The 25984-nt window shown below is 71.7% G+C and carries 24 protein-coding genes, 3 tRNA genes and 1 pseudogene; 22 read left to right on the forward strand and 6 right to left on the reverse strand.

Annotated elements, in window-relative coordinates:
* The first annotated feature begins 30 nt into the window (after window positions 1-30).
* The 8 genes from AL2_RS22245 to AL2_RS22280 all read left to right on the forward strand — a co-directional run bounded on the left by AL2_RS22245 (window position 31) and on the right by AL2_RS22280 (window position 4816).
* Window positions 31-318, forward strand: coding sequence for a sigma factor-like helix-turn-helix DNA-binding protein (locus AL2_RS22245; protein WP_245666830.1), 288 nt, complete (start codon window positions 31-33; stop codon window positions 316-318).
* Window positions 319-561: 243 nt separating this feature from the next.
* A tRNA-Ser gene (locus AL2_RS22250) sits at window positions 562-646 on the forward strand.
* 50 nt (window positions 647-696) lie between these two features.
* Window positions 697-769 (forward strand) — tRNA-Arg (locus tag AL2_RS22255).
* A 2-nt stretch (window positions 770-771) separates the two neighbouring features.
* Window positions 772-843, forward strand: a tRNA-His gene (locus tag AL2_RS22260).
* 104 nt (window positions 844-947) lie between these two features.
* On the forward strand, window positions 948-2774 hold the full coding sequence (locus AL2_RS22265) for a glycoside hydrolase family 3 protein (RefSeq protein WP_067636633.1): 1827 nt from the start codon (window positions 948-950) through the stop codon (window positions 2772-2774).
* A gap of 145 nt (window positions 2775-2919) precedes the next feature.
* Entirely contained in the window at window positions 2920-4056 is a 1137-nt protein-coding gene (locus tag AL2_RS22270; protein ID WP_218003690.1) for an ROK family transcriptional regulator, read from the forward strand.
* Between the two features lie 170 nt (window positions 4057-4226).
* Window positions 4227-4529 carry a hypothetical protein gene (locus AL2_RS22275; protein WP_067636482.1) on the forward strand — a complete coding sequence of 101 codons (303 nt, stop codon included), beginning with the start codon at window positions 4227-4229 and terminating at the stop codon, window positions 4527-4529.
* A 62-nt stretch (window positions 4530-4591) separates the two neighbouring features.
* Window positions 4592-4816, forward strand: a complete 225-nt coding sequence (locus AL2_RS22280; protein WP_157438298.1) for a hypothetical protein — start codon at window positions 4592-4594, stop codon at window positions 4814-4816.
* A gap of 13 nt (window positions 4817-4829) precedes the next feature.
* Here the strand turns inward: AL2_RS22280 and AL2_RS22285 are convergent, their stop codons facing one another.
* Window positions 4830-5939, reverse strand: coding sequence for an AAA family ATPase (locus AL2_RS22285; RefSeq protein ID WP_067636486.1), 1110 nt, complete (start codon window positions 5937-5939; stop codon window positions 4830-4832).
* Window positions 5936-6244, reverse strand: a complete 309-nt coding sequence (locus AL2_RS22290; RefSeq protein ID WP_083946774.1) for a nicotinamide mononucleotide transporter family protein — start codon at window positions 6242-6244, stop codon at window positions 5936-5938. Before AL2_RS22290 ends, AL2_RS22285 begins: the two co-directional genes overlap by 4 nt.
* A gap of 118 nt (window positions 6245-6362) precedes the next feature.
* Here AL2_RS22290 and AL2_RS22295 point away from each other — a divergent pair, with 118 nt between their 5' ends.
* Window positions 6363-7067: a hypothetical protein gene (locus tag AL2_RS22295; RefSeq protein WP_067636490.1), complete on the forward strand. Its 705-nt coding sequence runs from the start codon at window positions 6363-6365 to the stop codon at window positions 7065-7067.
* Between the two features lie 87 nt (window positions 7068-7154).
* Here AL2_RS22295 and AL2_RS22300 read toward each other — a convergent pair whose 3' ends face one another.
* The 3 genes from AL2_RS22300 to pdhA are packed head-to-tail and all read right to left on the reverse strand — an operon-like array spanning window position 7155 to window position 10566.
* Complete coding sequence (locus AL2_RS22300) at window positions 7155-8435, reverse strand: dihydrolipoamide acetyltransferase family protein (protein ID WP_067636491.1); 1281 nt, start codon at window positions 8433-8435, stop codon at window positions 7155-7157.
* Window positions 8432-9445: an alpha-ketoacid dehydrogenase subunit beta gene (locus tag AL2_RS22305; protein WP_067636493.1), complete on the reverse strand. Its 1014-nt coding sequence runs from the start codon at window positions 9443-9445 to the stop codon at window positions 8432-8434. Before AL2_RS22305 ends, AL2_RS22300 begins: the two co-directional genes overlap by 4 nt.
* 11 nt (window positions 9446-9456) lie before the next feature.
* On the reverse strand, window positions 9457-10566 hold the full coding sequence (gene pdhA / locus AL2_RS22310; RefSeq protein ID WP_067636495.1) for a pyruvate dehydrogenase (acetyl-transferring) E1 component subunit alpha: 1110 nt from the start codon (window positions 10564-10566) through the stop codon (window positions 9457-9459).
* A 150-nt stretch (window positions 10567-10716) separates the two neighbouring features.
* Here pdhA and AL2_RS22315 point away from each other — a divergent pair, with 150 nt between their 5' ends.
* Window positions 10717-11343: a GntR family transcriptional regulator gene (locus tag AL2_RS22315; RefSeq protein WP_245666832.1), complete on the forward strand. Its 627-nt coding sequence runs from the start codon at window positions 10717-10719 to the stop codon at window positions 11341-11343.
* On the opposite strand, the gene AL2_RS22320 is transcribed toward AL2_RS22315, so the two are convergent.
* Window positions 11344-12033 carry a GntR family transcriptional regulator gene (locus AL2_RS22320; protein ID WP_067636499.1) on the reverse strand — a complete coding sequence of 230 codons (690 nt, stop codon included), beginning with the start codon at window positions 12031-12033 and terminating at the stop codon, window positions 11344-11346.
* Between the two features lie 146 nt (window positions 12034-12179).
* Between AL2_RS22320 and AL2_RS22325 the strand changes: the two genes are divergently transcribed.
* From AL2_RS22325 to AL2_RS22380, 12 genes and pseudogenes are all read left to right on the forward strand, one after another.
* Entirely contained in the window at window positions 12180-13409 is a 1230-nt protein-coding gene (locus AL2_RS22325) for an NRAMP family divalent metal transporter (protein WP_067636501.1), read from the forward strand.
* Window positions 13410-13508: 99 nt separating this feature from the next.
* Window positions 13509-13844, forward strand: a pseudogene (locus AL2_RS22330) (5-oxoprolinase subunit B family protein); the annotation flags it as partial.
* A complete protein-coding gene (locus AL2_RS22335) occupies window positions 13841-14608 on the forward strand; it encodes a 5-oxoprolinase subunit C family protein (protein ID WP_067636506.1) in 768 nt (255 codons plus the stop codon). The pseudogene AL2_RS22330 and the gene AL2_RS22335, both read left to right, overlap by 4 nt.
* Window positions 14608-15399: a putative hydro-lyase gene (locus tag AL2_RS22340; protein WP_083946775.1), complete on the forward strand. Its 792-nt coding sequence runs from the start codon at window positions 14608-14610 to the stop codon at window positions 15397-15399. Before AL2_RS22335 ends, AL2_RS22340 begins: the two co-directional genes overlap by 1 nt.
* A gap of 20 nt (window positions 15400-15419) precedes the next feature.
* Window positions 15420-16763 (forward strand): protein kinase domain-containing protein, encoded by a 1344-nt coding sequence (locus tag AL2_RS22345; RefSeq protein WP_067636510.1) that lies wholly within the window; start codon window positions 15420-15422, stop codon window positions 16761-16763.
* Window positions 16764-16936: 173 nt separating this feature from the next.
* A complete protein-coding gene (locus AL2_RS22350) occupies window positions 16937-18220 on the forward strand; it encodes an ABC transporter substrate-binding protein (RefSeq protein WP_067636512.1) in 1284 nt (427 codons plus the stop codon).
* Window positions 18217-19134 carry a carbohydrate ABC transporter permease gene (locus AL2_RS22355; protein ID WP_067636514.1) on the forward strand — a complete coding sequence of 306 codons (918 nt, stop codon included), beginning with the start codon at window positions 18217-18219 and terminating at the stop codon, window positions 19132-19134. The genes AL2_RS22350 and AL2_RS22355 overlap by 4 nt, the downstream gene beginning before the upstream one ends.
* Window positions 19131-20024, forward strand: coding sequence for a carbohydrate ABC transporter permease (locus tag AL2_RS22360; RefSeq protein WP_245666834.1), 894 nt, complete (start codon window positions 19131-19133; stop codon window positions 20022-20024). The genes AL2_RS22355 and AL2_RS22360 overlap by 4 nt, the downstream gene beginning before the upstream one ends.
* The gene (gene yicI, locus AL2_RS22365; RefSeq protein WP_067636516.1) at window positions 20021-22312 is read left to right on the forward strand and encodes an alpha-xylosidase; all 2292 of its coding nucleotides are present in this window, start codon (window positions 20021-20023) and stop codon (window positions 22310-22312) included. The genes AL2_RS22360 and yicI overlap by 4 nt, the downstream gene beginning before the upstream one ends.
* Window positions 22312-23679 carry a GH1 family beta-glucosidase gene (locus AL2_RS22370; protein WP_067636518.1) on the forward strand — a complete coding sequence of 456 codons (1368 nt, stop codon included), beginning with the start codon at window positions 22312-22314 and terminating at the stop codon, window positions 23677-23679. Before yicI ends, AL2_RS22370 begins: the two co-directional genes overlap by 1 nt.
* Window positions 23676-24908, forward strand: a complete 1233-nt coding sequence (locus AL2_RS22375) for an MFS transporter (protein ID WP_067636520.1) — start codon at window positions 23676-23678, stop codon at window positions 24906-24908. Before AL2_RS22370 ends, AL2_RS22375 begins: the two co-directional genes overlap by 4 nt.
* The gene (locus tag AL2_RS22380; protein ID WP_067636522.1) at window positions 24892-25899 is read left to right on the forward strand and encodes a LacI family DNA-binding transcriptional regulator; all 1008 of its coding nucleotides are present in this window, start codon (window positions 24892-24894) and stop codon (window positions 25897-25899) included. The genes AL2_RS22375 and AL2_RS22380 overlap by 17 nt, the downstream gene beginning before the upstream one ends.
* Window positions 25900-25984: the final 85 nt, after the last annotated feature.

Genomic DNA, 25984 nt, shown 5'->3' on the forward strand with positions numbered 1-25984 from the left:
GGCGGGGCGCCGGGGTGCGAGGTTTGCGGCGTGGCACTGCGAATGGGCAAAGACACCGGTTCGTTCGTCCCCGGTATGCCGGGGGAGCGGATGCGCCCCGCGGTGGTCGCCCGGGCCTTCCAGGCGCTGCCGTCCGCGCATCGTGAGATCCTCACCGAGACGGTCTTCCGGGACCGGTCGGTCAACGAAGCCGCCGCCTCGCTGGGGGTGCCGGTAGACGTGGTCAAGGTCCGCGTCTACCACGCGCTCCGGGCGTTGAGCGCGGCCCTGGAGGGGCCCGTCCGCGAGCGGCACCCAGGCCGGGCCGGGCGCGTGTGACAGCGCGCCTTGCCGGACGCGGACGAGACGCCGCTCAGGCTTCCCCTGGCCGATAAATAGGTTGCCGGGGCGGGAACCGCCCCGGCACCATGGGCGTCAGACGGAACGAGACCGGAAGGAGAGGGAAGATGCGTCGTCATCGAATGCGCAGCAGCAGCCTTTCTGGTCTCGGGAGTCGTCGAGGGACGTGAGAAATACCGTCCGCGGCCGCCCGGAGATCACGGGCGGTCTTTTTTGTTTCCCGGAGGGTTGGCCGAGCGGAAAGGCAGCGGCCCGCTAAGCCGTGGTCAGGGTCACCCCTGCGCGAGTTCGAATCTCGCACCCTCCGCGCCAGGTGAGGACACGGGTTCAATTCCTGGCACCTCACGTAGAAAACACGTCTCCGTGGCGCAGTGGAGAGCGCGCCGGGTTGCGGACCCGGAGGTCGCAGGTTCGATTCCTGCCGGAGACACGGCCTTCGTGGTGTAGTGGTCTGCACGCCGGGTTGTGGTCCCGGAGGTGTCGGTTCGATCCCGATCGAGGGCCCTTTGCCCGGTGCTGAGCGGCAGATATTGCCCATGCGCTGATATCCGGTTGCGTTGCGTTTGATCAACCCTGGAAAAACCTTCCGCATGTACAGCCTGCGTGCGATGCGGTCCCGGCTTGCGGCGTTCGGCATGCTGGCGGCGCTGGCGCTCGCCGCCTACGGCGGGCCCGTCCGGGCGGACCCCGGCCCCGCCCCCTACCTGGACCCGCACCTGTCCGTCGGGGACCGGGTCGACGACCTGCTCGACCGGATGAGCCTGGACGACAAGCTCGGCCAGATGACGCAGCCGGAGCGCCGGTACGTCGGCCCCGAAGAGATCACCCGGTACCGGATCGGGTCGGTGCTGTCCAGCGGCGGGTCGGCGCCCGACCCGAACACGCCGCAGAGCTGGGCGGACATGTACGACGGGTTCCAGAAGGCCGCGCTCGCCGGACCGCTGCGCATCCCGATCATGTACGGGGTGGACGCGGTGCACGGCGACAGCAACATGGCCGGCGCGACGATCTTCCCGCACAACATCGGGCTCGGCGCCGCCCGCGACCCGGCGCTGGTCCGCGCGATCGGCGCCGCGACCGCGGCGGAGATGGCGGGGACGGGCGTCGACTGGGATTTCGCCCCCTGCGTCTGCGTCGCACGCAACGACCGGTGGGGACGGACGTACGAGTCGTTCGGCGAGGTGCCCGAGCTGCCGTCGATGATGACGACGATCATCGACGGGCTGCAGGGGGACGAGCTGGGCGGCCCCACGTCCGTTCTGGCCACGGCGAAGCACTTCGTGGGGGACGGCGGTACCGAGGGCGGCGACGACCGGGGCGACGCGAGGATCCCGGAGAAGGAGCTGCGCGCGGTCCACCTGCCGCCGTTCCGCGCGGCGGTGAAGCGCGGCGTCGGCGCGGTGATGATCTCCTACAGCTCGTGGAACGGGCTGAAGATGCACCAGAACAAGTACCTGATCACGGACGTGCTTAAGGGCGAGCTGGGTTTCAAGGGGTTCGTCGTGTCCGACTACAACGGCATCGACGAGATCGACGGCAGGCCCGGGTTCACCGAGGACGAGGTCGCCGCAGCGATCAACGCCGGCATCGACATGGTGATGGTGCCGACGGAGTGGCGCCGGTTCATCGACTACCTGCGCGAAGCGGTGAAGGACGGCGACGTCCCCCTTTCCCGCATAGACGACGCGAACCGCCGCATCCTGACGAAGAAATTCGAGCTGGGCCTGTTCGAGCATCCGATGGCCGACCGCAGGTACCTGAAGACGATCGGCAGCGCCGCGCACCGCAGGCTGGCGCGGCGGGCGGTCGCCGAGTCGCAGGTGCTGCTGAAGAACGACGACGACGTCCTCCCGCTGGACGACGACGACAAGGTGTTCGTCGCGGGCCGCAGCGCCGACGACATCGGCATGCAGTCCGGCGGCTGGACGATCACCTGGCAGGGCGCGCCGGGCCCGATCACGCCGGGCACCACGATCCTGGACGGCGTCCGCAAGGCCGCCGACCCGGACGCGACCGTCACCTACAGCAAGGACGGCACCGGCGTCGACTCGTCCTACGACGCCGCGATCGCCGTGGTGGGGGAGGCACCGTACGCCGAGTACCACGGCGACCGGACCGGTGACCTCGCACTGGACGACACCGACCTGAAGACCATCGACCGGCTGCGCGGCGCCGGCGTCCCGGTGATCGTGGTGCTGGTGTCGGGCCGTCCGCTGGACATCGCCAAGGAACTGCCGAAGTGGGACGCGCTCGTCGCGGCGTGGCTGCCCGGCACGGAAGGCGAAGGCGTCGCGGACGTCCTCTACGGCGACGCCGCTCCCTGGGGCAAGCTCCCGGTGACGTGGATGCGGAGCAGCGACCAGGAGCCCATCAACAGGGGCGACGGCAAGAAGCCCCTGTTCCCGTTCGGCCACGGCCTGACCTACGGCGGCTGACTCCGGCGGTCCGGCTCCGGCCATCGCGGGCGCGGAGCCGCTCACGGCCTCGATCACCCCTGTTGACCTGGGTATCCTTGGCGCTGCCGAAACCGCGCACGGCATAACGCAAGCATCCGCCGATCGCCCGCCGTCAAGAGGTGCCGTGTCGCCACATCCGCTGCACGGGGGAGACCCCTCCGTGCTCCGCCGCCTCAACTCGGCCGCGACGCTGCGGGCGCTCCGCGACGGCGGCGAGGCGACGCTGTCGGAGCTGGCCGGACGGGTCGGGCTGTCCCGGCCCACCACCGAGGGTGTGCTGGGCGAGCTGATCCGCCGCGGGCTGGTCGCCGAGAGCGCGCCGCGTCCGGGCGCCGGGATCGGCCGCCCCGCCCGCCGCTACCGGTTCCGCGCCGAGGCCGGGCACGCGCTCGGCATCGACGTCGACGCGCACCGGGTGCGGCTGCTCGTCGCCGACCTCACCGGAGAGGTCGTCGGCGGCCACAGTGCCGCGCTGGACGTCGAGGCTCCGCCCGGCGAGCGGATCGCGGCGGTGCGCGCCGCGGTCAGGGCGTGCCTCGGCGCGGTGCGGATCCCCCGGCGGTCGCTGTGGGCGGTCGGCGCCGGCACCCCCGGCGTCGTCGCGCCGGACGGGACGGTCACGTCCTGCACGGCCGTGCCCGGCTGGGAGGGCGTCCGCCTGGCCCGCGAGCTGGGGCGCTCGTTCCCCTGCCCCGTCCTCGCCGAGAACGACGCCAACCTCGCCGCGATGGCCGAGCGGTGGCGCGGCGCCGCGCGGGACGCCGACGACGTCGTGTGCGTGTACGCCGCGCTGCACACCGGGACGGGCGCGCTGATCGGCGGGCGCCTGCACCGGGGCCGCGGGGGCGCCGCCGGCGAGATCGGCATGCTGCCCGAGCTGGGGCTGCGCGACACCGCCGCGGCGCTGGCCGGGGAGGCCTCGCTGGCCGCGGCAGCGCGCGTCCTGGACGCGGCGGCCGGCGGCGACGCCGAGGCGAAGGCCCTGGTGAACGCGCTCGCCGCCCGGATGGCGCGCGGCGTCGCGGCGATGGCCCTCGCGCTCGACCCCGAGATGATCATCATCGGCGGGCCGCTGGTCCGGTTCGGCGGGCCGCTCGTCGCGGAGCTGCGGCGCCGGGTGCGGCCGCTGTGCCTGGCCCCCGTCCGGATCGAGGGCTCCCAGCTCGGGGACGAGTCGGTGGGGTTCGGCGCCGTCCGGCTCGCCCTCGACCGGATCGACGAGGACCTCTTCCGCCTCGACCCGGACGTGCCGCGCACCTGAACGCCACCGGTGGAGTCGATCCAGCCGGGGGACCGCGGCACCGTCGAGATCACCTCGTAGTCGGCCGCGCCCGGCCGTCGCGACAGAAGGTCCTCCGTCCTGTCGGCGGGGCCTAGTAGGGTCCCCGGTGTACGGGCGAGCGGGGGCCGAACCGGACGGACGGGAGCGACATGAGCGCAGAACCACTGGAACCCTCCGTGCCGTTCTCGGGCCCCGCCTACGGGATCCCGCGGACGATCAAGGGCATCAGCGAGCGGCTGCCCGAGGAGAAGCGCGCGCTGTTCATCGAGCAGGTCACGACCGCCGAAGTCGGGGCCGACCTCGACGAGGTGATGCTCGTCTGGTGGGGGCAGGCGGTCCTGGCGCAGGACCCCAGCCGGGAGAAGCGGCTCGCGGACGCGCGGGCCGGCCGTGACCTCGTGCCGCTGTCGGAGGTCCAGCGCCGGCTCGAACGCCGCGACGGCGCCGGATGACCTTCCACCACCGTGGATGGACTGTCTTCTGCACCGAGAAGGTGGTCAATGTCCTTCTGGCCATGCCGAAGCCGGTGGAGAGCGTCCTCAACCGGCAGTTCTGCGACCTGGCCAAGCGCGGCGGCGAGGCGATCGACGTCGGTCGCCCGCCCCCGGGGGTGCCGCTGGACACCGTCGGCGTTCACTACTCCTTCTCGCTCAGGGAGGGCGTGAAGGGGATCGCCGAGTACCTGGTGATCGCCGACATCAAGGAGTTCTACGTCACCGAACTCCTCTTGGTCGACTGATCGAAAGGCCGGGCTAGGGGGTCAGCGGGTCGCTGAAGGTCCAGCCCTCGGCCAGCAGGGCGTCGGTCGCCGTGACGGCGGCGGCCAGGCGGTGTTCGTGGGGACCTGACACGGTGATGTGCGGCAGGTCCCGTTTCGCCAGTTCTTCCTGGAAGCGGCCCGACATCCACGACCGGATCGACTCGCCGTCGCGCCAGCCGTCCTGCTCGAACGGGACGCCCTCCGGCGAGGTGAGGATCCACAGGTGATGCCCCACACGCTCGTGGACGGCCTCCACCTCGGGCGCCGGAACGCCGAGATAGCGCTCGTGCCAGATGGCGGTCGCGAATGCGTCGGTATCGCAGACCAGCAGCGGTGAACCCGACCGCGCCGCCGCGTCCTCCAGGGCCGCGTGATGTTCGGCGATCTGGAGGAACTCCGCCGGCTCCCACATCAGGGCGTCCAGCCACAGCGACGGGTCGCCGGTGGCGCGGCGGGCGGCGGCCAGCTTCTCCTCGGTGAACGTCCGGCCGTACTCGGGCACCCACCGGGTCGCGGCCCAGACGCCGCCCCGCGACGCGTAGTGGGCGGCGAGCGCGCGGGCCAGCGTCGTCGTCCCGGTCGACTCGGCGCCGACCACCACGACCCGCCGCGCCAGATGCGCCCGGACGGGTGGCGCCAGGAACTCCCAGTTCGCCACGGGATCGGCCCGGATGGCCGTGCTGCTGACCGGGAAGCGGCCGCGCGGCGGGTCGACCGCGACGTGGACGGCGGAGAAACGCTCGGCCAGCTCCGGTCCGTACGCCTCGGAGCTGAACACCGCGTCCACCGGCGGGACGGGCACGCCGAGGCCCGACCGCATCGCGAGTCCCGCCCGGAACGCCGCGACGTGCGCCGACCAGATCTCGTCGGACTCGTAGTCGATGTCCGCGTCGTCCACGACCGGGAAGACCTCCACGTGCGGCTGCCGGTGCGTCTCGCGCAGCCACGCCGTCCGCAGCGCCAGGGGGATGCTCTCGACGGTGGACGCCGCGACGACCACGCTCACCCGCGCGCACGCCGCCGCCGCGGTGTCGATCAGATGGCGATGTCCGGCGTGCGGCGGATAGAACTTGCCGATGACGAGGCCATGCGCGTACTTCACGCGGCCGCCGGTTCCGGGGCCGGGGTGCGGGCGAGCAGGTCACGGCGCCAGGCCAGCAGCCCGAACACGCACAGCGTCAGGAAGATGACGTACAGGACGGCGTAGAGGCCGCCGTCGAGGAAGACCAGCCCCAGCAGGATCACGTTCGCGATGCCGATCGGCCAGTTCAGGATGTTCTGCCGGACGACGAGCCACACGTTCACCGCGCCGGTCGTGAAGCCGAGAAGCTCCGCCCACGTCGTGGGCACCGACCCCAGATGGAAGGCCGGATCGAGCAGCGGACCCAGCGGAACATGCACTGACATGCCCGCAATGATCACATATCGTCAGACAGACGACAAGGGGCGGCCGCTTGACGTCTGAGTGAGCACTCACCCAGACTGTAATGAGCAGATACTCAGTGAACCGAGGGAGGGATCACCGATGACGGTCACGATCCGCAACCCGAGCACGAAGTATCCCCGCGCCGCGCTGCGCGAACCCGCCCCGTACGGCTACGTCTACGTCGGCGCCGCGGTCGACCCGCCCGGCCGGGCCCCGTTCGTGCGGCGCAGCGCGCGCCGCGACAAGGTGCTGGCCGCGCTGAAGGCGCACGCGTCCCGCCTGGAGGCACTCGACACGGTCGTGAAGGCCACCGTCTACCGTGCGGTGCTGATGCCGCCGGTCCCGGGCGCCCCGCGCTTCGACGCCGTCGTCCTCATCGAGACGACCGCGCCCGAGACGATCGACGGCGTCCGGGACACGGCCGAGTACGGGCAGCTCCTGGACGCGGCGGGGGAGACCCGCGTCACCACCCTCCGCAACGTCAAGCGGATGGGGGACGTCGACAAGAACCGCCAGGGCCTGTTCCTGTTCAACCACTTCGCGGCGGACGATCCCGAGGTCGCCGCGAAACTGTGGGAGCACCTCGCCGGCTGGTACGCCGCCGAGACCGGCCTGGACAACTCCACCCTGCTCCAGCCGATCGGCGAGGCCCCCTTCACCCTGGTCAACCACGCGCGCTGGGACCACGGCCTCGCCCGCTTCGCCGTCCACCAGTTCACGAAGCCGAGCTTCCTGACGTTCGTCCGCGCCAACCTGCGGGCCAACGGCACGAAGGCTATGCCCGTCCTCTACAAGCTCGCGTAGAGCGCGCCTACCCCGCGCCCGGCGGGACGGCCGTACCGGCCTCCGCTCGACGTCGCCGGAGGCCGGGTCACGCGCATGTCCTCCCGGCTAAGCCACGATCAGGAGGGGGTTCTGCAGGAGGCCGGCCAGGTGGTCCAGGTACTTGGCGGCCGTGGCGCCGTCGGTGGCGCGGTGGTCGACCGAGAGGGTCAGCGCCATGAGCTTGCCGGGGACGACCTGGCCGTCCCGGACGACCGGCGCGTCGCGGACGGCGCCGACGGCGAGGATCGCCGCCTCCGGCGGGTTGATCACCGCGGAGAACGAGTCGACGCCGAACATGCCGAGGTTGCTGACGCTGAACGTCCCGCCGCTCATGTCGTTGAGGGAGAGCTTGCCCTCGCGCGCCCTGCCCGCGAGCTCGCGGGTCTCCTGGCCGATCTCGGAGACGCTCTTGCGGTCCGCGTCCTTGATGACGGGGACGACGAGGCCGTCCTCGACCGCCACCGCGACACCGACGTGGACGCGCTTGTGGAAGAGCAGGTTCTCCTCGGTGTAGGAGACGTTCACCGCGGGGTGCTCGCGCAGCGCGGTCGCGACCGCCTTCACGATCAGGTCGTTCACGCTGACCTTGGCGGGGGCGAGCGCCTCGTTCAGCGTCTTGCGGAAGGCCAGCAGCGCCTCGGCGTCCACCTCGCGGTTCAGGTAGAAGTGCGGCGCGTCGCGCTTGCTCTCGGTCAGCCGCTTCGCCGCGACCTTGCGGAAGCGGTTGAGCGGGACGGCCTCGACGTCCGGGTCCTCCGCGCGCGCCTGGACGGGCGGCGCCGACGGCGCGGGAGCGGGCGCCGGGGCCTCGGCCGGGGCGGTGCCGCCGCGGACCGCGGCCTCGATGTCGGCGCGGACGATCCGGCCGCCCGGGCCCGACCCGCTCAGCGTCGCCAGGTCGATGCCGTGGTCGCGGGCCAGCCGGCGCGCGAGCGGCGACGACGGCGGGCGGGTGGCCGCGGAACGCTCCGGGACCCGCGCGGGCGCCTCGGCGGCCGGTGCCGGTGCCGCCTCCGGCTTCGGCTCTGCCTTGGCCTCGGCGGCGGGCTCGGGCTTCGGCTCCGGTTCCGGCTCGGCGGCCGGTTCCGCCGGCGCGGCCCGCTCGGCGCCGCCGGCCGGGGCGATCCGGGCGATCGGGGCGCCGATCGCGGCGGACTCGCCCTCGGGAACCAGGATCTCCTCGAGCACGCCGGCCTCGAAGGCCTCGTACTCCATGACCGCCTTGTCGGTCTCGATGTCGACGATGACGTCGCCGACCGCGACCTCGTCCCCCGGCTTCTTCTGCCAGGAGCTGATGACGCCTTCCTCCATGGTGTCGGAGAGGCGGGGCATGAGGATCTCGGTCATGAGACGTTCTCCAGGGCACGGCCGGTCGCGCGGAGCGTGTCGCGGACGGCGGTGAGCAGGGACTCGGCGGACGGCAGCGCGGCCGACTCCAGGGACTTGGCGTAGGGGAGCGGCACCTCGGCCATCGCGACGCGGCGGACGGGGGCGTCCAGCCAGTCGAACGCGCCCTCCTGGATGGTCGCGGCGATCTCGGCGCCGATGCCGTAGGTGAGCCAGTCGTCCTCGGCGACGACGGCGCAGCCCGTCTTGCGGACGGACTCCACGATGGTCTGCCGGTCCAGCGGGCGCAGGCTGCGCAGGTCGACGACCTCGGCGGACACCCCGTCGGCGGCGAGCTTCTCGGCGACCTCGCCGGCGACCCGCGCCATCCGGGAGTAGCCGATGATCGTGATGTCGGTGCCCTCGCGGGTGACGCCGGCGCGGCCGATCTCGGCGGGCTCGATGTCCTCGACCGCGGCGGGCAGCTCGGCCTTGGTGTTGTAGAGGGCGAGGTTCTCCAGGAACAGCACCGGGTCGTCGTCGCGGATCGCGGCCTTCAGCATCGCGGACGCCTCGGCGGGCGTGCTCGGCGCGAGGACCTTCAGCCCCGGGATGAACGCGTAGAAGAGCTCGACGTTCTGCGAGTGCGTGGCCCCGAGCTGCTGCCCGCCGCCGCCCGGTGTGCGGATCACCATCGGCACGCTGGCCTGCCCGCCGAACATCCCGTAGATCTTCGCGGCGTGGTTGACGATCTGGTCCAGCGCCAGCAGGGAGAAGTTGATCGTCATGATCTCCACGACGGGACGCAGGCCGAGCATCGCGGCACCGATCGCGGCGCCGACGAAGCCCTCCTCGGCGATCGGGGTGTCGCGGACGCGCTTCGGCCCGAACTCCTTCAGCAGCCCCTCGGTGATCTTGTAGGAGCCCTCGAAGAGCCCGATCTCCTCGCCCATCAGGAAGACGTTCTCGTCCCGCAGCATCTCCGCGCGGAGCGTGTCCCGGAGGGCCTGGCGGTAGGTCACGGTTGCCATGGGGGTGCCTCTCAGGAACGGAATACGGGGTCGGCCGGGAAGCGGCGGAGATCGCCCGGGACCGGGGTGGCGTAGGTGTAGTCGAACAGCGTGGAGACCTCGGGCGCGGGGCTCTCGTCGGCGAACGTCGCGGCCTCGTCGATCTCGGCCGTGACCTCGGCGTCGAGCCGCTCGCGCTCCTCGTGGGAGAGGATCCCGGCGTCCTCCAGGTCCAGCGCCATCTTGGCCAGGGGGTCGGCCGCCTTGAGGGCGTCCTTCTCCTCCTTGGTCCGGTAGCGGGCCGGGTCGACGACCGAGTGCCCCTTGAGCCGGGGGCTGAGGGTCTCCAGCAGGTAGGGCTTGCTCTCCGCCCGGGCGCGCTCGACGGCGACGCGGGCGGCGTCCCGCACCGCGACCACGTCGGCGCCGTCCACGCGGGCGCTCTCCATCCGGTAGGCGGCGCCCCGCTTGTACAGCTCGGGCTCGGCGGACGACCTCTCCACGGTGGTGCCCATACCCAGGCCGTTGTTGACCACAACGAAGACGATGGGGAGGTCCCACAGGCCCGCGATGTTCAGCGACTCGTGGAACGCGCCGATCGCGGCCGTCCCGTCGCCCATCTGGCACATGACGACCTCGTCGCCGCCCTTGTAGGAGACGGCGAGCGCCGCGCCGGTCGCGAGCGGGAGCTGGCCGCCGACGATGCCGTACCCGCCGAGCAGCCGCGTCTCGGTGTCGAACATGTGCATCGACCCGCCCCAGCCCTTGGACACGCCGGTGGAGCGCCCGTACAGCTCGGCCATCACGCGGTCGGGCTCCATGCCCTTGGTGATCGCGTAGCCGTGCTCGCGGTAGTTCGTGAACAGGTAGTCCGTGGGACGCAGCGCGGCCATCAGCCCGACGACCGTGGCCTCCTCGCCGAGGTTCAGGTGGCAGTAGCCGCCGATCTTGGCCTCGGTATAGGCCCGGGCGGCCCGCTCCTCGAACCGCCGGATCAGCAGCATCTGCCGGTAGTAGCCGACGAGCGTCTCGGCGTCCTCCGCCGGGACCTTCGGCGGCGCCGCGGCGCCCTTGGGCTCCGAGCCCTTGGCGCCGCGCGTTCTCCGGCCTCGCGCCGGAGCGGCCTTGACGGTCTCAGCCATCGGCGACCTTCCTCTGTCCGGGGCAGCGCCATAGGATCGCCACAGCACTCCCGATCATCATTGATCTATGATCGATCATATTCCACGGAATCAGGATTCGCCTACCCCATCACGAGGTACTTACCCATCGTGGCGCTACGATCGAGTTTCGTGAACACGCCCTCCCAACTGCTGCGCACCGGACTCGCCGGCCAGATCCGGGAGTTCATCGTGGAGGGCATCAGCGCGGGCCGGTGGGAGCCCGGCGAGCGCATCGTCGAACGCCGGATCGCCGCCGAGCTGGGGGTCAGCCAGGGGCCGGTCCGCGAGGCGCTCCGCCAGCTGGAGGCGCAGCGGCTGATCGAGTCGCTGCCGAACCGCGGCGCCCGCGTCCGCGACTTCACCGAGCGCGACCTCGCCGAGATCTTCCCCGTCCGCGCCGGGCTGGAGCGGACGGCCGTGGAGCTGGCGCTGCCCCGCCTCGCCGGCTGCGTGGACGCCCTGGAGGAGCACAACGACCGGCTCGCCGAGGCCGTGCGGGACGGCGACCTGCAGGAGCAGATGCGGCTCAGCATCGCCTTCCACCGCGAGATCGTCGAGACGGCCGGGAACCGGCTGCTCGTCTCGGTCTGGGAGGGCCTCGGCATCGAGCTGTGGACGACCCTGTCCCTGCGCCTGCACCAGACGGAGATCTACTCCAAGTCGGCCGAGCACGCGGAGCTGATCGAGGCGTTCCGCCGCGGCGACCCCGAGGCGCCGCAGCTCCTGCACGACCACGTCATGAATTACGCGCCCTGATCACGCCTGCTCCCGGTAGGCCTTGGTGAGCTGCGACTCCGCGTCGTCCAGGTAGGAGCGCAGCTCCCGTTCGGCGGCCGCGGCGTCACCGGCGGCGATCAGGTCGTACAGGCGCCGGTTGCGGGTGAGGTACGGCTCGTGGAACTCGCGCGGCGAGCCCATCTCGTGGAAGACGAGCCGCATCTCGGCCAGCAGGTGCCGGATCATCTCGTCCACTCGCGGGCTGCCCACCAGCGCGGCGAGGGCCTGGTGGAAGCGGATGTCGGCGGTGCCCACGTCGGCCCAGCGCTCCGCCGCGGCGGCGCGCTCGCCGTCCCGTACCGCCGCCTCCAGCCGGGCGAGCGCCTCGCGCGGGGCGTCCGGCGCGCACCGCACGCCCTCGCACTCCAGGATCCGCCGGACGCGGTACAGGTCGGCGAGGCCGTCGGCGGTGACGCGGCGCACGAACACGCCCCGGTTGAACTCGTGCACGAGCAGCCGTTCCTGGACGAGCAGCCGGAACGCCTCCCGCACGGAGTTGCGCGACACCTTCGCGGCGGCGGCCAGCTCCTTCTCGGGCAGCTGCGCGCCGGGGACGAGCCGGCCGTCGGTGATCTGGCCGCGCAGCAGGCCGGCGACCCAGGCCGCGGTGCTCGTCCGGTCCAGGCCGCCCCGCGCCGCAGCGATCTCGTCGAGCCACGACTCCGTCATCGGCCGCCCTCCCCGCGTACCCGCCCGCCGCGTACGTGCGGGGCCAGCGTATCCCACCGCGAGGGAAATCCTTCAACAAGGGGATTGCTGGATTGTTGAACAATCTTTACGCTGTCGGAAAGCCGTAACCCAGAAGGGTCACCCCCATGACGGACCGGACCACCCTGGACACGACCCCGGCCCCACCCGCCTCGTCCCGCCGCAGCGCGCTGATCGGCGCCATGTTCCTGATGGCCACCAGCGCCATCGGCCCCGGCTTCATCACCCAGACCACCGTGTTCACCGCCAAGCTCGGCGCCGCGTTCGCGTTCGCGATCGTCGTGTCCGTGCTGGTGGACATCGCGATCCAGTTGAACGTGTGGCGCATCGTCGGCGTGTCCGGCATGCGCGCCCAGGAACTCGGCAACCGCGTCCTGCCCGGCGCCGGCTACGGCCTCGCCGCCCTCGACGTCTTCGGCGGCCTCGTCTTCAACATCGGCAACATCGCCGGGACGGCCCTCGGGCTGAACGCGCTCCTCGGCCTGGACGTCAAGATCGGCGGCGCGATCTCCGCGCTGGCCGCCATCGGGATCTTCCTGATCCGGCGCGCCGGCGTCGCCATGGACCGGATCGTCGTCGTGCTCGGCGGCGCGATGATCCTGCTGACGCTGTACGTGGCGATCGTGTCGGACCCGCCGCTCGGGGACGCGCTGAAGCAGAGCGTCGCGCCCGAGACCGTCGACTTCCTCGTCATCACCACCCTCATCGGCGGGACGGTCGGCGGCTACATCACCTACGCGGGCGCGCACCGCATGATCGAGTCCGGGCTGACCGGGAGCGCGAACGTCCGGGAGATCAACCGCAGCGCCGTCACCGGCATCCTCATCACCGGCGTCATGCGCGTGCTGCTGTTCCTCGCCGTCCTCGGCGTCGTCGCCGGCGGTGTGACCCTCGCCAAGGAGAACGCCCCGGCGTCGGCGTTCGAGAACGCCGCGGGCGAGGCCGGGCTGCGCCTCTTCGGCCTGATCATGTGGTCGGCGGCGATCACCTCGGTGATCGGCGCGTCCTACACCTCCGTGTCGTTCCTCGTCTCGTTCTCCTCGTTCGTCGAGCGGCACCGCAACCGCCTGGTCGTGGCGTTCATCCTCGTCTCCGCGAGCATCTACCTCGCGATCGGGACCGCGCCGGCCAAGCTGCTGATCCTCGCGGGCGCGCTCAACGGGCTGATCCTGCCGTTCGGCCTGGCCGTCCTGCTGTGGGCCGCCGGACGCCGCCGCGACCTGCTCGGCGGCTACCGGTACCCGGTCTGGCTGCTCGTCCTCGGCGCCGCCGCCTGGCTGCTGTCGCTGTACCTGGGCTGGAACTCGCTGTCCGAACTCGACACTCTCTGGAGCTGACGGGTGCGGATCCTCCCGAGCGGCGACGCGGCACTGCTGGTCGAACCACCGGACCCGGCGGCCCTGTACGCGGCGCCGGCCGCGTCCCCGCCGCCCGGCGTCGCCGCACTCACCGGGCTCACCCCCGCCGGGGTCGTCGCCGCGCACACCGGGACCCCGTGGCGGGTCGCGTTCACCGGGTTCGCGCCCGGGTTCGGCTACCTGGAGGGCGGGGACCCGCGGCTGGACGTCCCGCGCCGCGCCGTCCCGCGCGTCCGCGTCCCGGCGGGCGCGGTCGGCCTCGCCGGGCGCTACAGAGGCGTCTACCCGGTCGAATCCCCAGGCGGCTGGCAGCTCATAGGGCGCACGGAGGCCGTCCTATGGGACCTCGACCGCGACCCGCCCGCCCTGCTCCGCCCCGGAACCACGGTTCGCTTCATCGAGCGGGAACCATGAAACGGGGGCTGGACGTTCTCACCACAGGGCCCCTGGCCACAGTCCAGGATCTGGGCCGACCGGGTCACGCGGCGCTCGGCGTGGGGGTGTCGGGCGCCGCGGACCCGGTTTCTCTCCGCCTCGCCAACCGCGCCGCCGGGAACCCGGACGGCGCGGCGGCGATCGAGGTCACCCTCGGCGGGTTGCGCGTCCGCTGCCGGGGCGGGCTGTTCGCCGCGGTGACCGGCGCACCCGCCCCGCTGCTGGCCGGCGGGCGTCCCGAAGCGCCCTACTCGGTGTTCCACCTCCCGGACGGCGCCGACCTCCGGATGGGCACCCCGCCCGCGGGGCTGCGCAGCTACCTGGCGGTGCGCGGCGGGATCGCCGTCCCGCCCGTCCGCCCGCCGGCCCCCGGCGACGTCGAGCTGCGCGCGATACCCGGCCCGCGCGCCGACTGGTTCGTGCCGGGCGCGCTCGGCACGCTCTTCACCGCCGCCTACACGGTGACCAGCGACATCGACCGCGTGGGCACGCGCCTCGACAGGCCGGCGCTGACCCGCGCGGAACGCGGCGAACTGCCCAGCGAGGGGACGGTCACCGGGGCGCTCCAGGTGCCGCCGTCCGGGCGGCCCGTGCTGTTCCTCGCCGACCACCCGCTGACCGGCGGGTATCCCGTCATCGCGGTGGTCGCGTCCGCCGACATCGGGCGCGCCGCCCAAGCCCGCCCCGGCCGGCGGCTCCGATTCCGGCCGCACCCGGCCCCGCACCTGGGAAAGGATCCATGATGACCGCACCCATCGATCCGGGCGCGCTCAGCCCGGACCAGGCCCGAGCGCTGTTCCGGGCCGGCCTCCGCGTCCCCACCTCCGGCTGGTGCGCGGGCTGGACGCAGGCGAACCTCATCGGCGTCCCGCGCGAGGACGCCTACGACCTGCTGCTCTTCGCCCAGCGCAACGCCAAGCCGTGCCCCGTCCTGGACGTCACCGAACCCGGCGGGACGTCCGCCTCCCTTTTCGCCGGCGACCTGCGCACCGACCTGCCCGGCTACGTCGTCTACGAGGATGGCGAGCCGGTCGCCGAGGTGTCCGACGCGACCCCCTGGTGGCGCGACGACCTCGTCTCGTTCCTCATCGGCTGCAGCTTCACGTTCGAGGACGCCCTCCAGGAGGCCGGCGTCCCCGTCCGGCACGTCGAGCAGAACCGGAACGTCCCCATGTACCGCACGAACCGGATGTGCCGCCGGGCGGGCAGGTTCGGCGGCCCGCTCGTGGTGTCGATGCGTCCGATCCCGGCCGCGCAGGTGGCGGACGCCGTGCGGGTGACGGCGCGCTACCCGTCCGTCCACGGCGCGCCCGTGCACGTCGGCGACCCCGTCGAACTCGGCATCGAGGACCTGGGCGCCCCCGACTTCGGCGACCCGGTCGAGATCCGGGTGGACGAGATACCCGTCTTCTGGGCGTGCGGCGTGACACCGCAGGCGGCGGTGATGGCGTCCCGTCCCAAGCTCGCCATCGGGCACGCGCCCGGCCACATGGCGATCACCGACGCCCGCGACACCCGCTACCTCGTCCCCTGACTCGGGCATAGGGTGCGTCCATGCCCGAGATCGTCGCCCCGGGCGACCGCCTGGGGGACCGCTACCGCCTGGAGCGCCCCCTCGGCGCCGGCGGCATGGCGACCGTCTGGCGCGCGGTCGACCTCGTGCTCGACCGCGCCGTCGCCGTCAAGGTGCCCAAGGAAGGCTGGCCCGAGGAGTTCACGCGGCGGCTCCGCCAGGAGGCGCAGGCCGCCGCCGGACTCACGCACCCCAGCATCACCGGCGTCTACGACTACGGCGAGCAGGGCTCCGTGCCGTATGTGGTCATGGAGCTGCTGGACGGGGAGAGCCTCGCAGCGCGCCTGGCCGGCGGGCCCCTGGCCTGGAGCGAGGCGGCCGGGATCTGCGCCCGCGTCGCCGACGCGCTGGCCGCCGCCCACGCCGCCGGCATCGTCCACCGCGACATCAAACCCGCGAACGTCTTCCTGACGCCGGTCGGCGTGAAGGTCCTGGACTTCGGCATCGCCTTCACCGGACCGTCCACCGCCGGCGGCCCCGTCCTCGGCACGCCCGCCTATGTCGCCCCCGAACTCCTGACCGGCGCGCCGCCGACCTCGGCCGCCGACATCTACTCGCTGGGCGTGGTCCTTCGCGAGTGCCTGGCCGATGGCTCGCGGGTCCCGGCCGAGGTCGCCGCCCTCACCCGGGACTGCCTGCGCGAAGACCCCGAATCCCGCCCCTCGGCCCGCGAGGCGGCCCGAGTCCTGGCGGACGCCTCCGGTGTCCAGCTGGTCCAGCTGCCGCCGCCCCCGGCCGAGCACGGGCTTTGCATACCGGACGCCCCGGGCACACCGGACGTCCCGGAGGCCGAGCATCAGCCGACGCGCGTCCTGGACGAGCCGCAGGTCGCCGCGGCACCGCCTGCGCCGGCGCGGAAGCCGCTGGTCATCGCCGGGGCCGCGGTCGGCGCCGTGGCGCTGGTGGCGGTGCTGCTGGCCGCGCTCGCGCCCGATTCGTCCCGGGAGAGGGCCGCGCCGCCGTCCGCGAGCCCGTCCGCGAGCCCGTCCGGGACGACGACCGCCGCGGCCGCCTGCTCGGTCTCCTACCGCGTGGACGGCACGTGGCCGCAGGGCTTCCAGGCGACGGTGCGCATCACGAACCTGGGCGACGGCGAGATCGACGGGTGGAAGCTCGGCTTCGAGTTTCCGGACGGCCAGGCGATCACGCAGCTGTGGAACGGCAGCCGGCTGCAGGAGGGCTCGTCCGTCACGGTGACGGCGGCGGACTGGAACCGGTCGATCCCGCCGCACGGCACCGCCGAGTTCGGCTTCCTCGGCCGCCAGGACGGCGCGAACGGCGCACCCGCCAAGTTCACCCTCAACGGCGGCGAATGCGGCGGCTGAGCCCCGGCAATGGGAGCGCTCCCAGGTCGTCTGCGCAGATCAGCGGGCACATGGCCGAATTGATGCCGGGCGACCTATTGTGTTCGCCCTGGTCAAGGACTTAACATCCGGGGCAATCGAAGCGCTTCGACAACGTTCGGCAGGCACGGCGGTCCCACCCCCGGAGGAAACCCATGATCAAGGCAGGCAGGAGCGCGGCCGTCCTCGCCGCCCTTGCCGCGGCGGCGCTGTCGCTCACCGCGTGCGGCGGCGACGACGGCGGCTCCGGCGGCAAGGAGTTGAAGCTCTGGCACTACGAGGCCCCGGACAGCGCCATGGGCAAGGCGTGGAACGAGGCGATCAAGGAGTTCGAGGCGACCCATCCCGGCGTGAAGGTGACGTTCGAGGAGAAGGGCTTCGAGCAGATCCAGAAGACCGCGCCGATGGTCCTGAACTCCAAGAACGCCCCCGACGTCATGGAGTACAACAAGGGCAACGCGACCGCCGGCCTGCTGTCCAAGCAGGGCCTGCTGACCGATATGACGTCCGAGGTCGCCAAGCGCGGCTGGGACAAGCTGGTCAGCCCGAACGTCCAGGTCACCGCCAAGTACGACGACAAGGGCACGATGGGCGGCGACCAGTGGTTCGGCGTCCCGAACTACGCCGAATACCTGCAGGTCTACTACAACAAGGACCTGTTCAAGAAGTACGGCGTCGAGATCCCGAAGACTTACGACGAGCTCGTCGCCGCGATGGACGAGTTCACCGCGAAGGACGTCACGCCGCTGACCAACGCGGGCGCCGAGTACATGGCGCACCAGTTCGTCTACCAGCTCGCCCTGGACAAGGCCGACCAGAACTGGGTGGACGCCTACCAGCGCTACACCGGCAAGGTCGACTTCCACGACGCCGCCTGGACGTACGGGGCGACCACCTTCGCCGACTGGGTGAAGAAGGGCTACATCGCCAAGAACTCCGTCAGCCTCAAGGCCGAGGACGCGGGCGTCGCGTTCATGAGCGGCAAGTTCCCGATGATGTTCTCCGGCAGCTGGTGGTTCGGCCGCGTCGCGTCCGAGGCGAAGTTCGACTGGGAGACCGCCGTGTGGCCCGGGGCGAAGATGACGCTCGGCTCGGGCGGCAACCTGTGGGTCGTCCCGAAGGGCTCGGAGAACAAGCAGCTCGCCTATGACTTCATCGACATCACGATGAAGAAGAAGGTGCAGAACATCCTCGGGAACGCGGGCGGCATCCCGGTCGCGGCGGACCCGTCCGCGATCACCGAGCCGAAGGCGAAGAAGCTCGTCGAGGACTTCGACGGGCTGGCGAAGTCCGGCGGCCTCGCCTACTACCCGGACTGGCCCGTCGCCGGCTTCTACGACGCGTGGGTGTCGCAGACGCAGAAGCTCATGAACGGCGAGTCGCCGGACAAGGTCCTCGGCAACGTCCAGAAGGCGTACGAGGACGGTCTGCCGAAGTGACGGTGCAAGGCCGCAGAGGCCGGTCGCGGGAGCAGCTGGGGTACCTGCCCTACCTGCTCCCCGGCCTGCTCCTGTTCACCGCCGTCATCGGCGTGCCGTTCCTGATGAACATCGGGACGAGCTTCACCGAGTGGACGGGCGTCGGCACTCCTGAGTGGATCGGGCTCGACAACTACCGGGAGCTGATGAAGGACGAGCAGTTCTGGGCGTCCTTCGGGCACAACGCGCTGGTCATCCTGGGGATGGCGGTCATCCCGACGCTGATCGGGCTGGTGCTCGCCGCTGCCCTGACCGACCTGATCGGCCGGCATTTCGGGGCGCGGACGGCGAGCGTCCTGCGCGCCTGCGTCTACCTGCCCCAGGTGTTGCCGATCGTCATCGCGGGCGTGGTGTGGAGCTGGCTGCTGGCCCCGGAGACCGGCGCGGTGAATGCTCTGCTCACCAAGATCGGCCTCGGCTCGCTCGCGCACGACTGGCTCGGCGACCCGGCGACCGCGCTGTGGAGCGTCATCGGGGTGATGGTGTGGATCCAGATCGGGTTCCCGCTGGTCATCTTCATGTCGGGCCTGCAGCGGGTCGACCCGTCGCTGTACGAGGCGGCGGAACTCGACGGCGCCGCCTGGGCCCGCCGGTTCTGGCACATCACGATCCCGCAGATCCGGCCGGAGATCTTCGTCGTCCTGCTGTGGACGACGATCGCCGCGCTGAAGGCGTTCGCGCAGATCTTCGTCCTGACCAAGGGCGGGCCGGGCGGCGCGACGAACGTGCCGGCGTACTACTCGTGGGTCCATTTCTTCGAGAAGGCGGACGTGGGCTACGGCTCGGCGATCGCCACCGTGCTGACGCTCGTCATCGTCGCGCTGACCGTCGTCTTCCTGCGCATGCAGGGACGTGATCTTGGGGAGGCCCAGTGACGGCGACCCTGCCGGAGAAGGCGGCCGCACCGCCGCGCGGAGGGCGGGACGCGCCGCACCGCCGCCGCCGTGGGCCGTCCGCCTATGCGGTGCTGGTGGCGCTGACCGCGTTCGCGGGCGTGATGCTGATCCCGTTCGTGGTGGTGGTCTTCAATGCGCTGAAGACGCCGCAGGAGTACTCCTCGAAAGGCCCGCTGGCGCCGCCGGACGGGATCAACCTGGACGCCGTCCGCGCCTTCTGGGAGCGGACCGACTTCGGGAACGTCCTGCTGAACAGCGTGCTGATCAGCGGCTCCGTCGCCGTCCTCGCCGTCCTCATCTCCGTGCTGAACGCCTATGCGCTCGGGATCGGCCGGATCAAGGGACGGATGTGGATCCTCGTCCTCCTGCTCATGGCGAACACGGTGCCGCAGGAGGCGCTCGTCTACCCGCTCTACTACATCTCCAAGCAGGTCGGACTGTACGACACGAAACTCAGCGTGATCATCGTGTTCACGGTCATCCAGGCCGCGTTCGGCACCTACCTGCTGTCGTCGGTGCTGGCGGCGTTCCCGCGTCCGCTGCTGGAGGCCGCCCGGATCGACGGCGCCGGCCGCCGGCAGATCCTGTGGCGGGTCGTCGTTCCCGTCGTCCGGCCGACGCTGTCGGTGCTGCTCGTCTTCTTCTTCGTGTGGACCTGGAACGAATTCCTGATCCCCATGACCTTCCTGATCTCCAACGAGAACCAGACGGTCTCGGTCGCCCTCGGCGTGCTGCAAGGGCAGCGCCTCATGGACGCCACGATGTCCAGCGCCGCGTCGCTGCTCGGCCTCCTCCCGACCGTCGTCTTCTTCCTCATCTTCCAGCGGACTCTGTCGCGCGGACTCACTGCGGGGGCAATCAAAACATGAAGTTCAGTGACGGCTACTGGATGATGCGCGAGGGCGTGCACGCCTCTCATCCGGTGGAGGTCCTCGACGTCGATTCCGGGCCCGGCTCGTTCACGGTGTTCGCGCCGGTTCAGAAGATCCGGCACCGGGGCGACCTGCTCAAGGGGCCGGTGGTGACGGTGGCGTGCGAGTCGCCGATGCCGGACGTCATCGGCGTCACCCTCACGCATTTCGCGGGGGAGAGGCGGCGCGGCCCGGATTTCGAGCTGGTCGCCGACCCCACCGGAGAGGTGTCCATTGACGATGACGCGGCGACCCTCACGTCGGGTGCGCTGTCGGTGCGGGTCGGGCGCGGGGAGGAATGGCGCGTCGACTTCCTCGCGGACGGACGCCGGCTGACCGGTAGTTCGCCCAAGGCGCAGGCCGTCATCGACACCGGCGACGGACGCCATTACGTCCGGGAGCAACTCGATCTGGGCGTCGACCACTTCGTCTACGGGCTCGGTGAGCGTTTCGGGCCGCTGGTGAAGAACGGCCAGTCCGTGGACGTGTGGAACGCCGACGGCGGGACGGCCAGCGAGCAGGCGTACAAGAACGTGCCGTTCTACCTGACGAACGCGGGATACGGCGTGTTCGTCGACCATCCGGGGCGCGTGTCGTTCGAGGTGGCGTCGGAGGCCGTCGCGCGGACGCAGTTCAGCGTCGAGGGCCAGTCGATGCGGTACTTCGTCATCTACGGGCCCTCGCCGAAGGAGATCCTGCGCAAGTACACCGCGCTCACCGGGCGTCCGGCCCGGGTTCCGGAATGGTCGTTCGGGCTGTGGCTGTCGACGTCGTTCACCACGTCGTACGACGAGGAGACGGTCACGTCGTTCATCGACGGGATGGCGGAGCGCGACCTGCCGCTGAGCGTCTTCCATTTCGACTGCTTCTGGATGCGCGAGTTCCAGTGGTGCGACTTCGAATGGGACCCGCGGGTGTTCCCCGACCCGGCGGGGATGCTGCGGCGACTGCGCGAGCGCGGGCTCCGGGTCTGCGTCTGGATCAATCCCTACATCGGCCAGCGCTCGCCCCTGTTCGAGGAGGGCCGTTCGCGCGGCTACCTGCTGAAACGTCAGGACGGCGACGTGTGGCAGTGGGACAAGTGGCAGCCCGGCCTCGCCGTGGTCGACTTCACCAATCCCGAGGCGCGGGAATGGTACGCGGGCAAGCTCGAAGCGCTCCTCGACATGGGCGTGGACTGCTTCAAGACCGACTTCGGCGAGCGCATCCCGACCGATGTCGTCTACCACGACGGTTCCGACCCGGAACGCGCCCACAACTACTACACCTATCTCTACAACCAGACCGTCTTCGATCTGCTCCACAAGAAGCGCGGTGAGGGCGAGGCGGTGGTCTTCGCCCGGTCCGCCACGGTCGGCGGGCAGCGTTTCCCGGTGCACTGGGGCGGCGACTGCGAATCGACGTTCGAGGCGATGGGGGAGAGCCTGCGCGGCGGCCTTTCCCTGGGCGTGTCCGGGTTCGGGTACTGGAGCCACGACATCGGCGGCTTCGAGGGGACGCCCGATCCGGCGCTGTTCAAGCGGTGGATCGCGTTCGGCATGCTGTCCTCGCACAGCCGCCTGCACGGCAGCCATTCCTACCGGGTGCCGTGGCTGTTCGACGACGAGTCCGTGGACGTCCTGCGCGACTTCACCCGGCTGAAGATGCGGCTCATGCCGTACCTGGCCGGCGCCGCCCGGCAGGCGTCCGGGGAGGGGCTGCCGATGATGCGGGCGATGGTCGTCGAGTTCCCCGACGATCCCGCCTGCACGCACCTGGAACGCCAGTACATGCTCGGCGACGACCTCCTCGTCGCGCCCGTGTTCTCGTCCGAGGGTGAGGTCTCCTATTACGTGCCGGGGGGTGTGTGGACGCACTACCTCACCGGTGAACGCGTCGAGGGCGGCCGGTGGATTCGGGAACGGCACGGCTTCGACAGCGTGCCCCTGCTCGTCCGTCCGGGTGCGGTCATCCCCGAGGGTGCGGTGGAGGATCGTCCCGACTACGACCACGCGGACGGCGTCACGTTGCGCGTCTACGAGCCGTCCAATGGGACCACCGTCGTCACCCAGATCGGCGATGTCGCCTTCAGCATGACGAGAAACGGTGAAAACGTGCGCGTGACGGGCGGGGGAGCCTGGAACGTCCTTCTCGTCAACGCACGCGTGGCAGCCGTAGAGGGCGGCGAATCCGCGGACCATCCACAAGGTGTTCTCGTCAAAGCGACCGGTGACGAACTGGTCATCACCCTGGAAGAGGAGAACTGATGGGGTTCCCGCAAGGGTTCCTATGGGGCGCGGCCACTGCCGCCTACCAGATCGAGGGGGCGGCCCAAGAGGACGGCAGGGCGCCGTCCATCTGGGACACGTTCAGCCATACGCCGGGCAAGGTCCTCAACGGCGACACCGGCGACGTCGCCACCGACCACTACCACCGGTGGCAGGAGGACATCGCGACGATGGCCGCCCTCGGCATCGGCGCCTACCGGTTCTCGATCTCCTGGTCGCGCGTCCTGCCGGACGGCACGCCCAACCAGAAGGGTCTCGACTTCTACTCCCGCCTGGTCGACGACCTGCTCGCCCACGGCATCGCCCCGGTCGCCACCCTCTACCACTGGGACCTCCCTCAGGACCTGGAGGACGCGGGCGGCTGGCCCGAGCGCGACACGCCCCGCCGGTTCGCCGACTACGCCGAGCGGATCGGGCGCGTCCTCGGCGACCGCGTCCACACGTGGACGACGCTGAACGAGCCGTGGTGCTCGGCGTTCCTCGGCTACGCGTCCGGCGTGCACGCCCCCGGCCGCACCGATCCGGCCGCCGCGCTCGCCGCCGCCCACCACCTCAACCTCGCGCACGGGCTGGCCGTGCGGGCGCTGCGCGGCGTGACCTCGCCCACCGCGCGGCACTCCGTCACCCTCAACCTGCACCACCTGCGCGGCGACGCGGAGGCCGTCCGGCAGGTGGACGCCGTCTCCAACCGGGTGTTCCTCGACCCGATGCTGGGCAACGGCTACCCCGCCGACCTGCTGGACGACACGGCGTCCATCACCGACTGGAGCTTCGTCCGCGACGGGGACGAGGCGATCATCGCCGCGTCCCTGGACGTGCTGGGCGTCAACTACTACTCGCCGACCCTCGTCCGCGTGTGGGACGGGACGTCCCCGCGCGAGCACGCCGACGGCCACCGGCAGGGCGCGGCGACACCGTTCGTCGGCTGCGACCGCGTCGAGTTCGCCGCGCAGCCCGGCCCCTACACGGAGATGGGCTGGCCGATCGACGCGAACGGCATGGAGGAGCTGCTTCTCCGCCTGCACCGCGAATACCCGGACACCCCGCTGATGGTGACGGAGAACGGCGCCGCGTTCGACGACGCCGTGGAGGACGGGCGCGTCCGCGACGAGCGGCGCATCGGCTATCTGCGCGACCACATCGCGGCCGTGGAACGGGCGTGCGACGCCGGCGCGGACGTGCGCGGATACTTCGCCTGGTCGTTGCTGGACAATTTCGAATGGGCCTACGGCTACTCCAGGCGCTTCGGCCTCGTCCACGTCGACTACGCGACCGGGAAACGCACCTGGAAGGACAGCGCCCACTGGTACCGCGACACCATCGCAGAACGCCGCGGGAGCCCATGAACCGGACCCGGGCGCGGACCGCGGTGCTGGCCCTGTCCCTCGCCGCGTTCTGCTTCGTCACGACCGAGAGCCTGCCGATCGGGCTGCTCCGCCTCATCGCGGACGACCTGGACGTCTCGCCCTCGGCCGTCGGCATGCTCGTCACCGGGTACGGGATCGTGATCGCCGTCGTCTCCGTCCCGCTCGTCCGGATGACCGCCGGGGTGGGGCGGCGGCGCCTGCTCACCGCCGTGATGCTCCTGTTCGTCGTGCTGTCGTTCGCGTCGGCGGCGGCCCCCGGCTACGGCGCGCTGATGGGCGCGCGGCTGGTCACCGCGCTCGCCCAGGCGGTGTTCTGGCCGGTCGCGGCCGTGGCGGCGGCCGGGCTGTTCCCGCCGGAGCTGCGCGGGCGCGCGGCGGCCTACGTGTTCGCGGGCGGGTCGCTCGCCGTCGTCCTCGGCGTCCCGCTCGGCACCTGGCTCGGCCGGCTGGCCGGCTGGCGCCTCTCGTTCGCGGCGCTCGGCGCGCTCTGCCTGCTGTCCCTCGCCGCCGTCGCCGTCCTGCTGCCGGGCGGCGGCGAGGGCGGCGCGCACGCCGTCCCCGCGACCCGCCCGGACGCGCGCCGGTTCCGGTTCCTGCTGGTCACGGTCATGCTGGCGGTCGGCGGCGTGTTCACCTGCTTCACCTACATCACCGAGTTCCTCACCGGCGTCAGCGGCTTCCCCGGCTCGGCGATCAGCCCGCTGCTGCTCGCCAACGGCGCCGCCGACATCACCGGGCTGGTGATCGCCGGCATCGTGGTGGACCGCGGCCCGCGCGCCCTCCTCGCGGCGGCGGCCGGGGTGCTGGCGGCCGGCATGCTCGCCCTGTTCCTGTTCGGGACGGCCGCGGTCCCTGCGGTCGCCGGGCTCGTCCTGCTCGGGCTCGGGCTGCCCGCCTTCGTCACCGCGATGCAGGCGAGGGTGCTGGAGTCGGCGCCCGGCGACACCGACGTGGCCTCGGCGTGGACGGCGTCGGCGTTCAACGTCGGCATCGCCGGCGGCGCCCTGCTCGGTGGCGCGCTGCTGCCGGTGACCGGTGTGCGCGGCACGGCCCTCGCCGGGGGCGTGCTGGCGGCCGCGGCGATCGCCGTGATCGGGCTGGAGCGGCCGCTGCGGACGGTGCTCCGGCCTACGCCGGCCGCGGCTAGCATCGAACCCGCTTTGAAACGCTTCGACGCTGACGGGACGGTCCGTGGTCAAGATCACTGATGTGGCGCGGCACGCGGGAGTGTCGCCGAGCACGGTCTCCTACGTGCTGAGCGGCAAGCGCTCGATCTCCGAGGAGACGCGGCGGCGCGTCCGGGAGAGCATCCGCGAGCTGGGCTACCGCCCGCACGCGGGCGCCCGCGCGCTCGCGAGCAGCCGCTCCAACGTGCTCGCGCTGATGATCCCGCTGCGCTCGGGCATCGCGGTGCCCGTCGTCATGCAGTTCGCCGTGTCCGTGGTGACCGCCGCGCGCCGGCACGACCACGACGTCCTGCTGCTCACCCAGGAGGAGGGCGAGGACGGCCTGCGCCGCGTCGCCGACAGCGCGCTCGTCGACGCGCTGATCGTCATGGACGTCCAGATGAAGGACCCGCGGCTGCCGCTGCTGCGCTCCCTGGACCGGCCGAGCGTGCTCATCGGCTTCCCCGCCGACGCCGACGACCTGACCTGCATCGACCTCGACTTCCACGCCGCCGGCGCCGTCTGCGTGGAGCATCTCGCGGAGTTCGGGCACCGCGAGATCGCGCTGATCGGGTCGCCGCCCGAGGTGTACGCGCGGCAGACCGGCTACGCGCAGCGGGTCGCGGACGGGTTCGCCGAGGCGGTGCGCGTGCACGGCCTGAGGGGCGATCTCCACCCGTGCGAGGCGACGGCCGACGCCGCCCGCGAACTGGTCGGGCGGCTGCTCGCCGAACGTCCCGGGCTGACCGGCGTCCTCGTCCACAACGAGCCGGTCGTCGGCCCGGTGGTGCGGGCGCTGCGCGCGGCCGGGCGGCGCGTCCCCGAGGACGTGTCCGTCGTCGCGATGTGCCCGGACGAGATGGCCGAGCACGCCGAGCCGCCGCTGTCGTCCGTCGCGATCCCCGCGCAGGAGGTCGGCGGGCGCGCCGTCGACCTGCTGATGGCCAAGCTCGACGGCGTGCCCGTCCCGGCCGCCACCCTGCTGCCGCCCACCCTGACCCGGCGCGCCAGCAGCGCGCCCGCCGCTCACTGACACCGACGAGAAGGAGGCCCAGGGCCTTTCGCGGTCCGTTATCGAAGCGCTTCGATATGTCACTCGGGGGCAAGTTTCCAAGAGG

Source organism: Actinomadura latina NBRC 106108, assembly GCF_001552195.1.
GTDB lineage: Bacteria > Actinomycetota > Actinomycetes > Streptosporangiales > Streptosporangiaceae > Spirillospora > Spirillospora latina.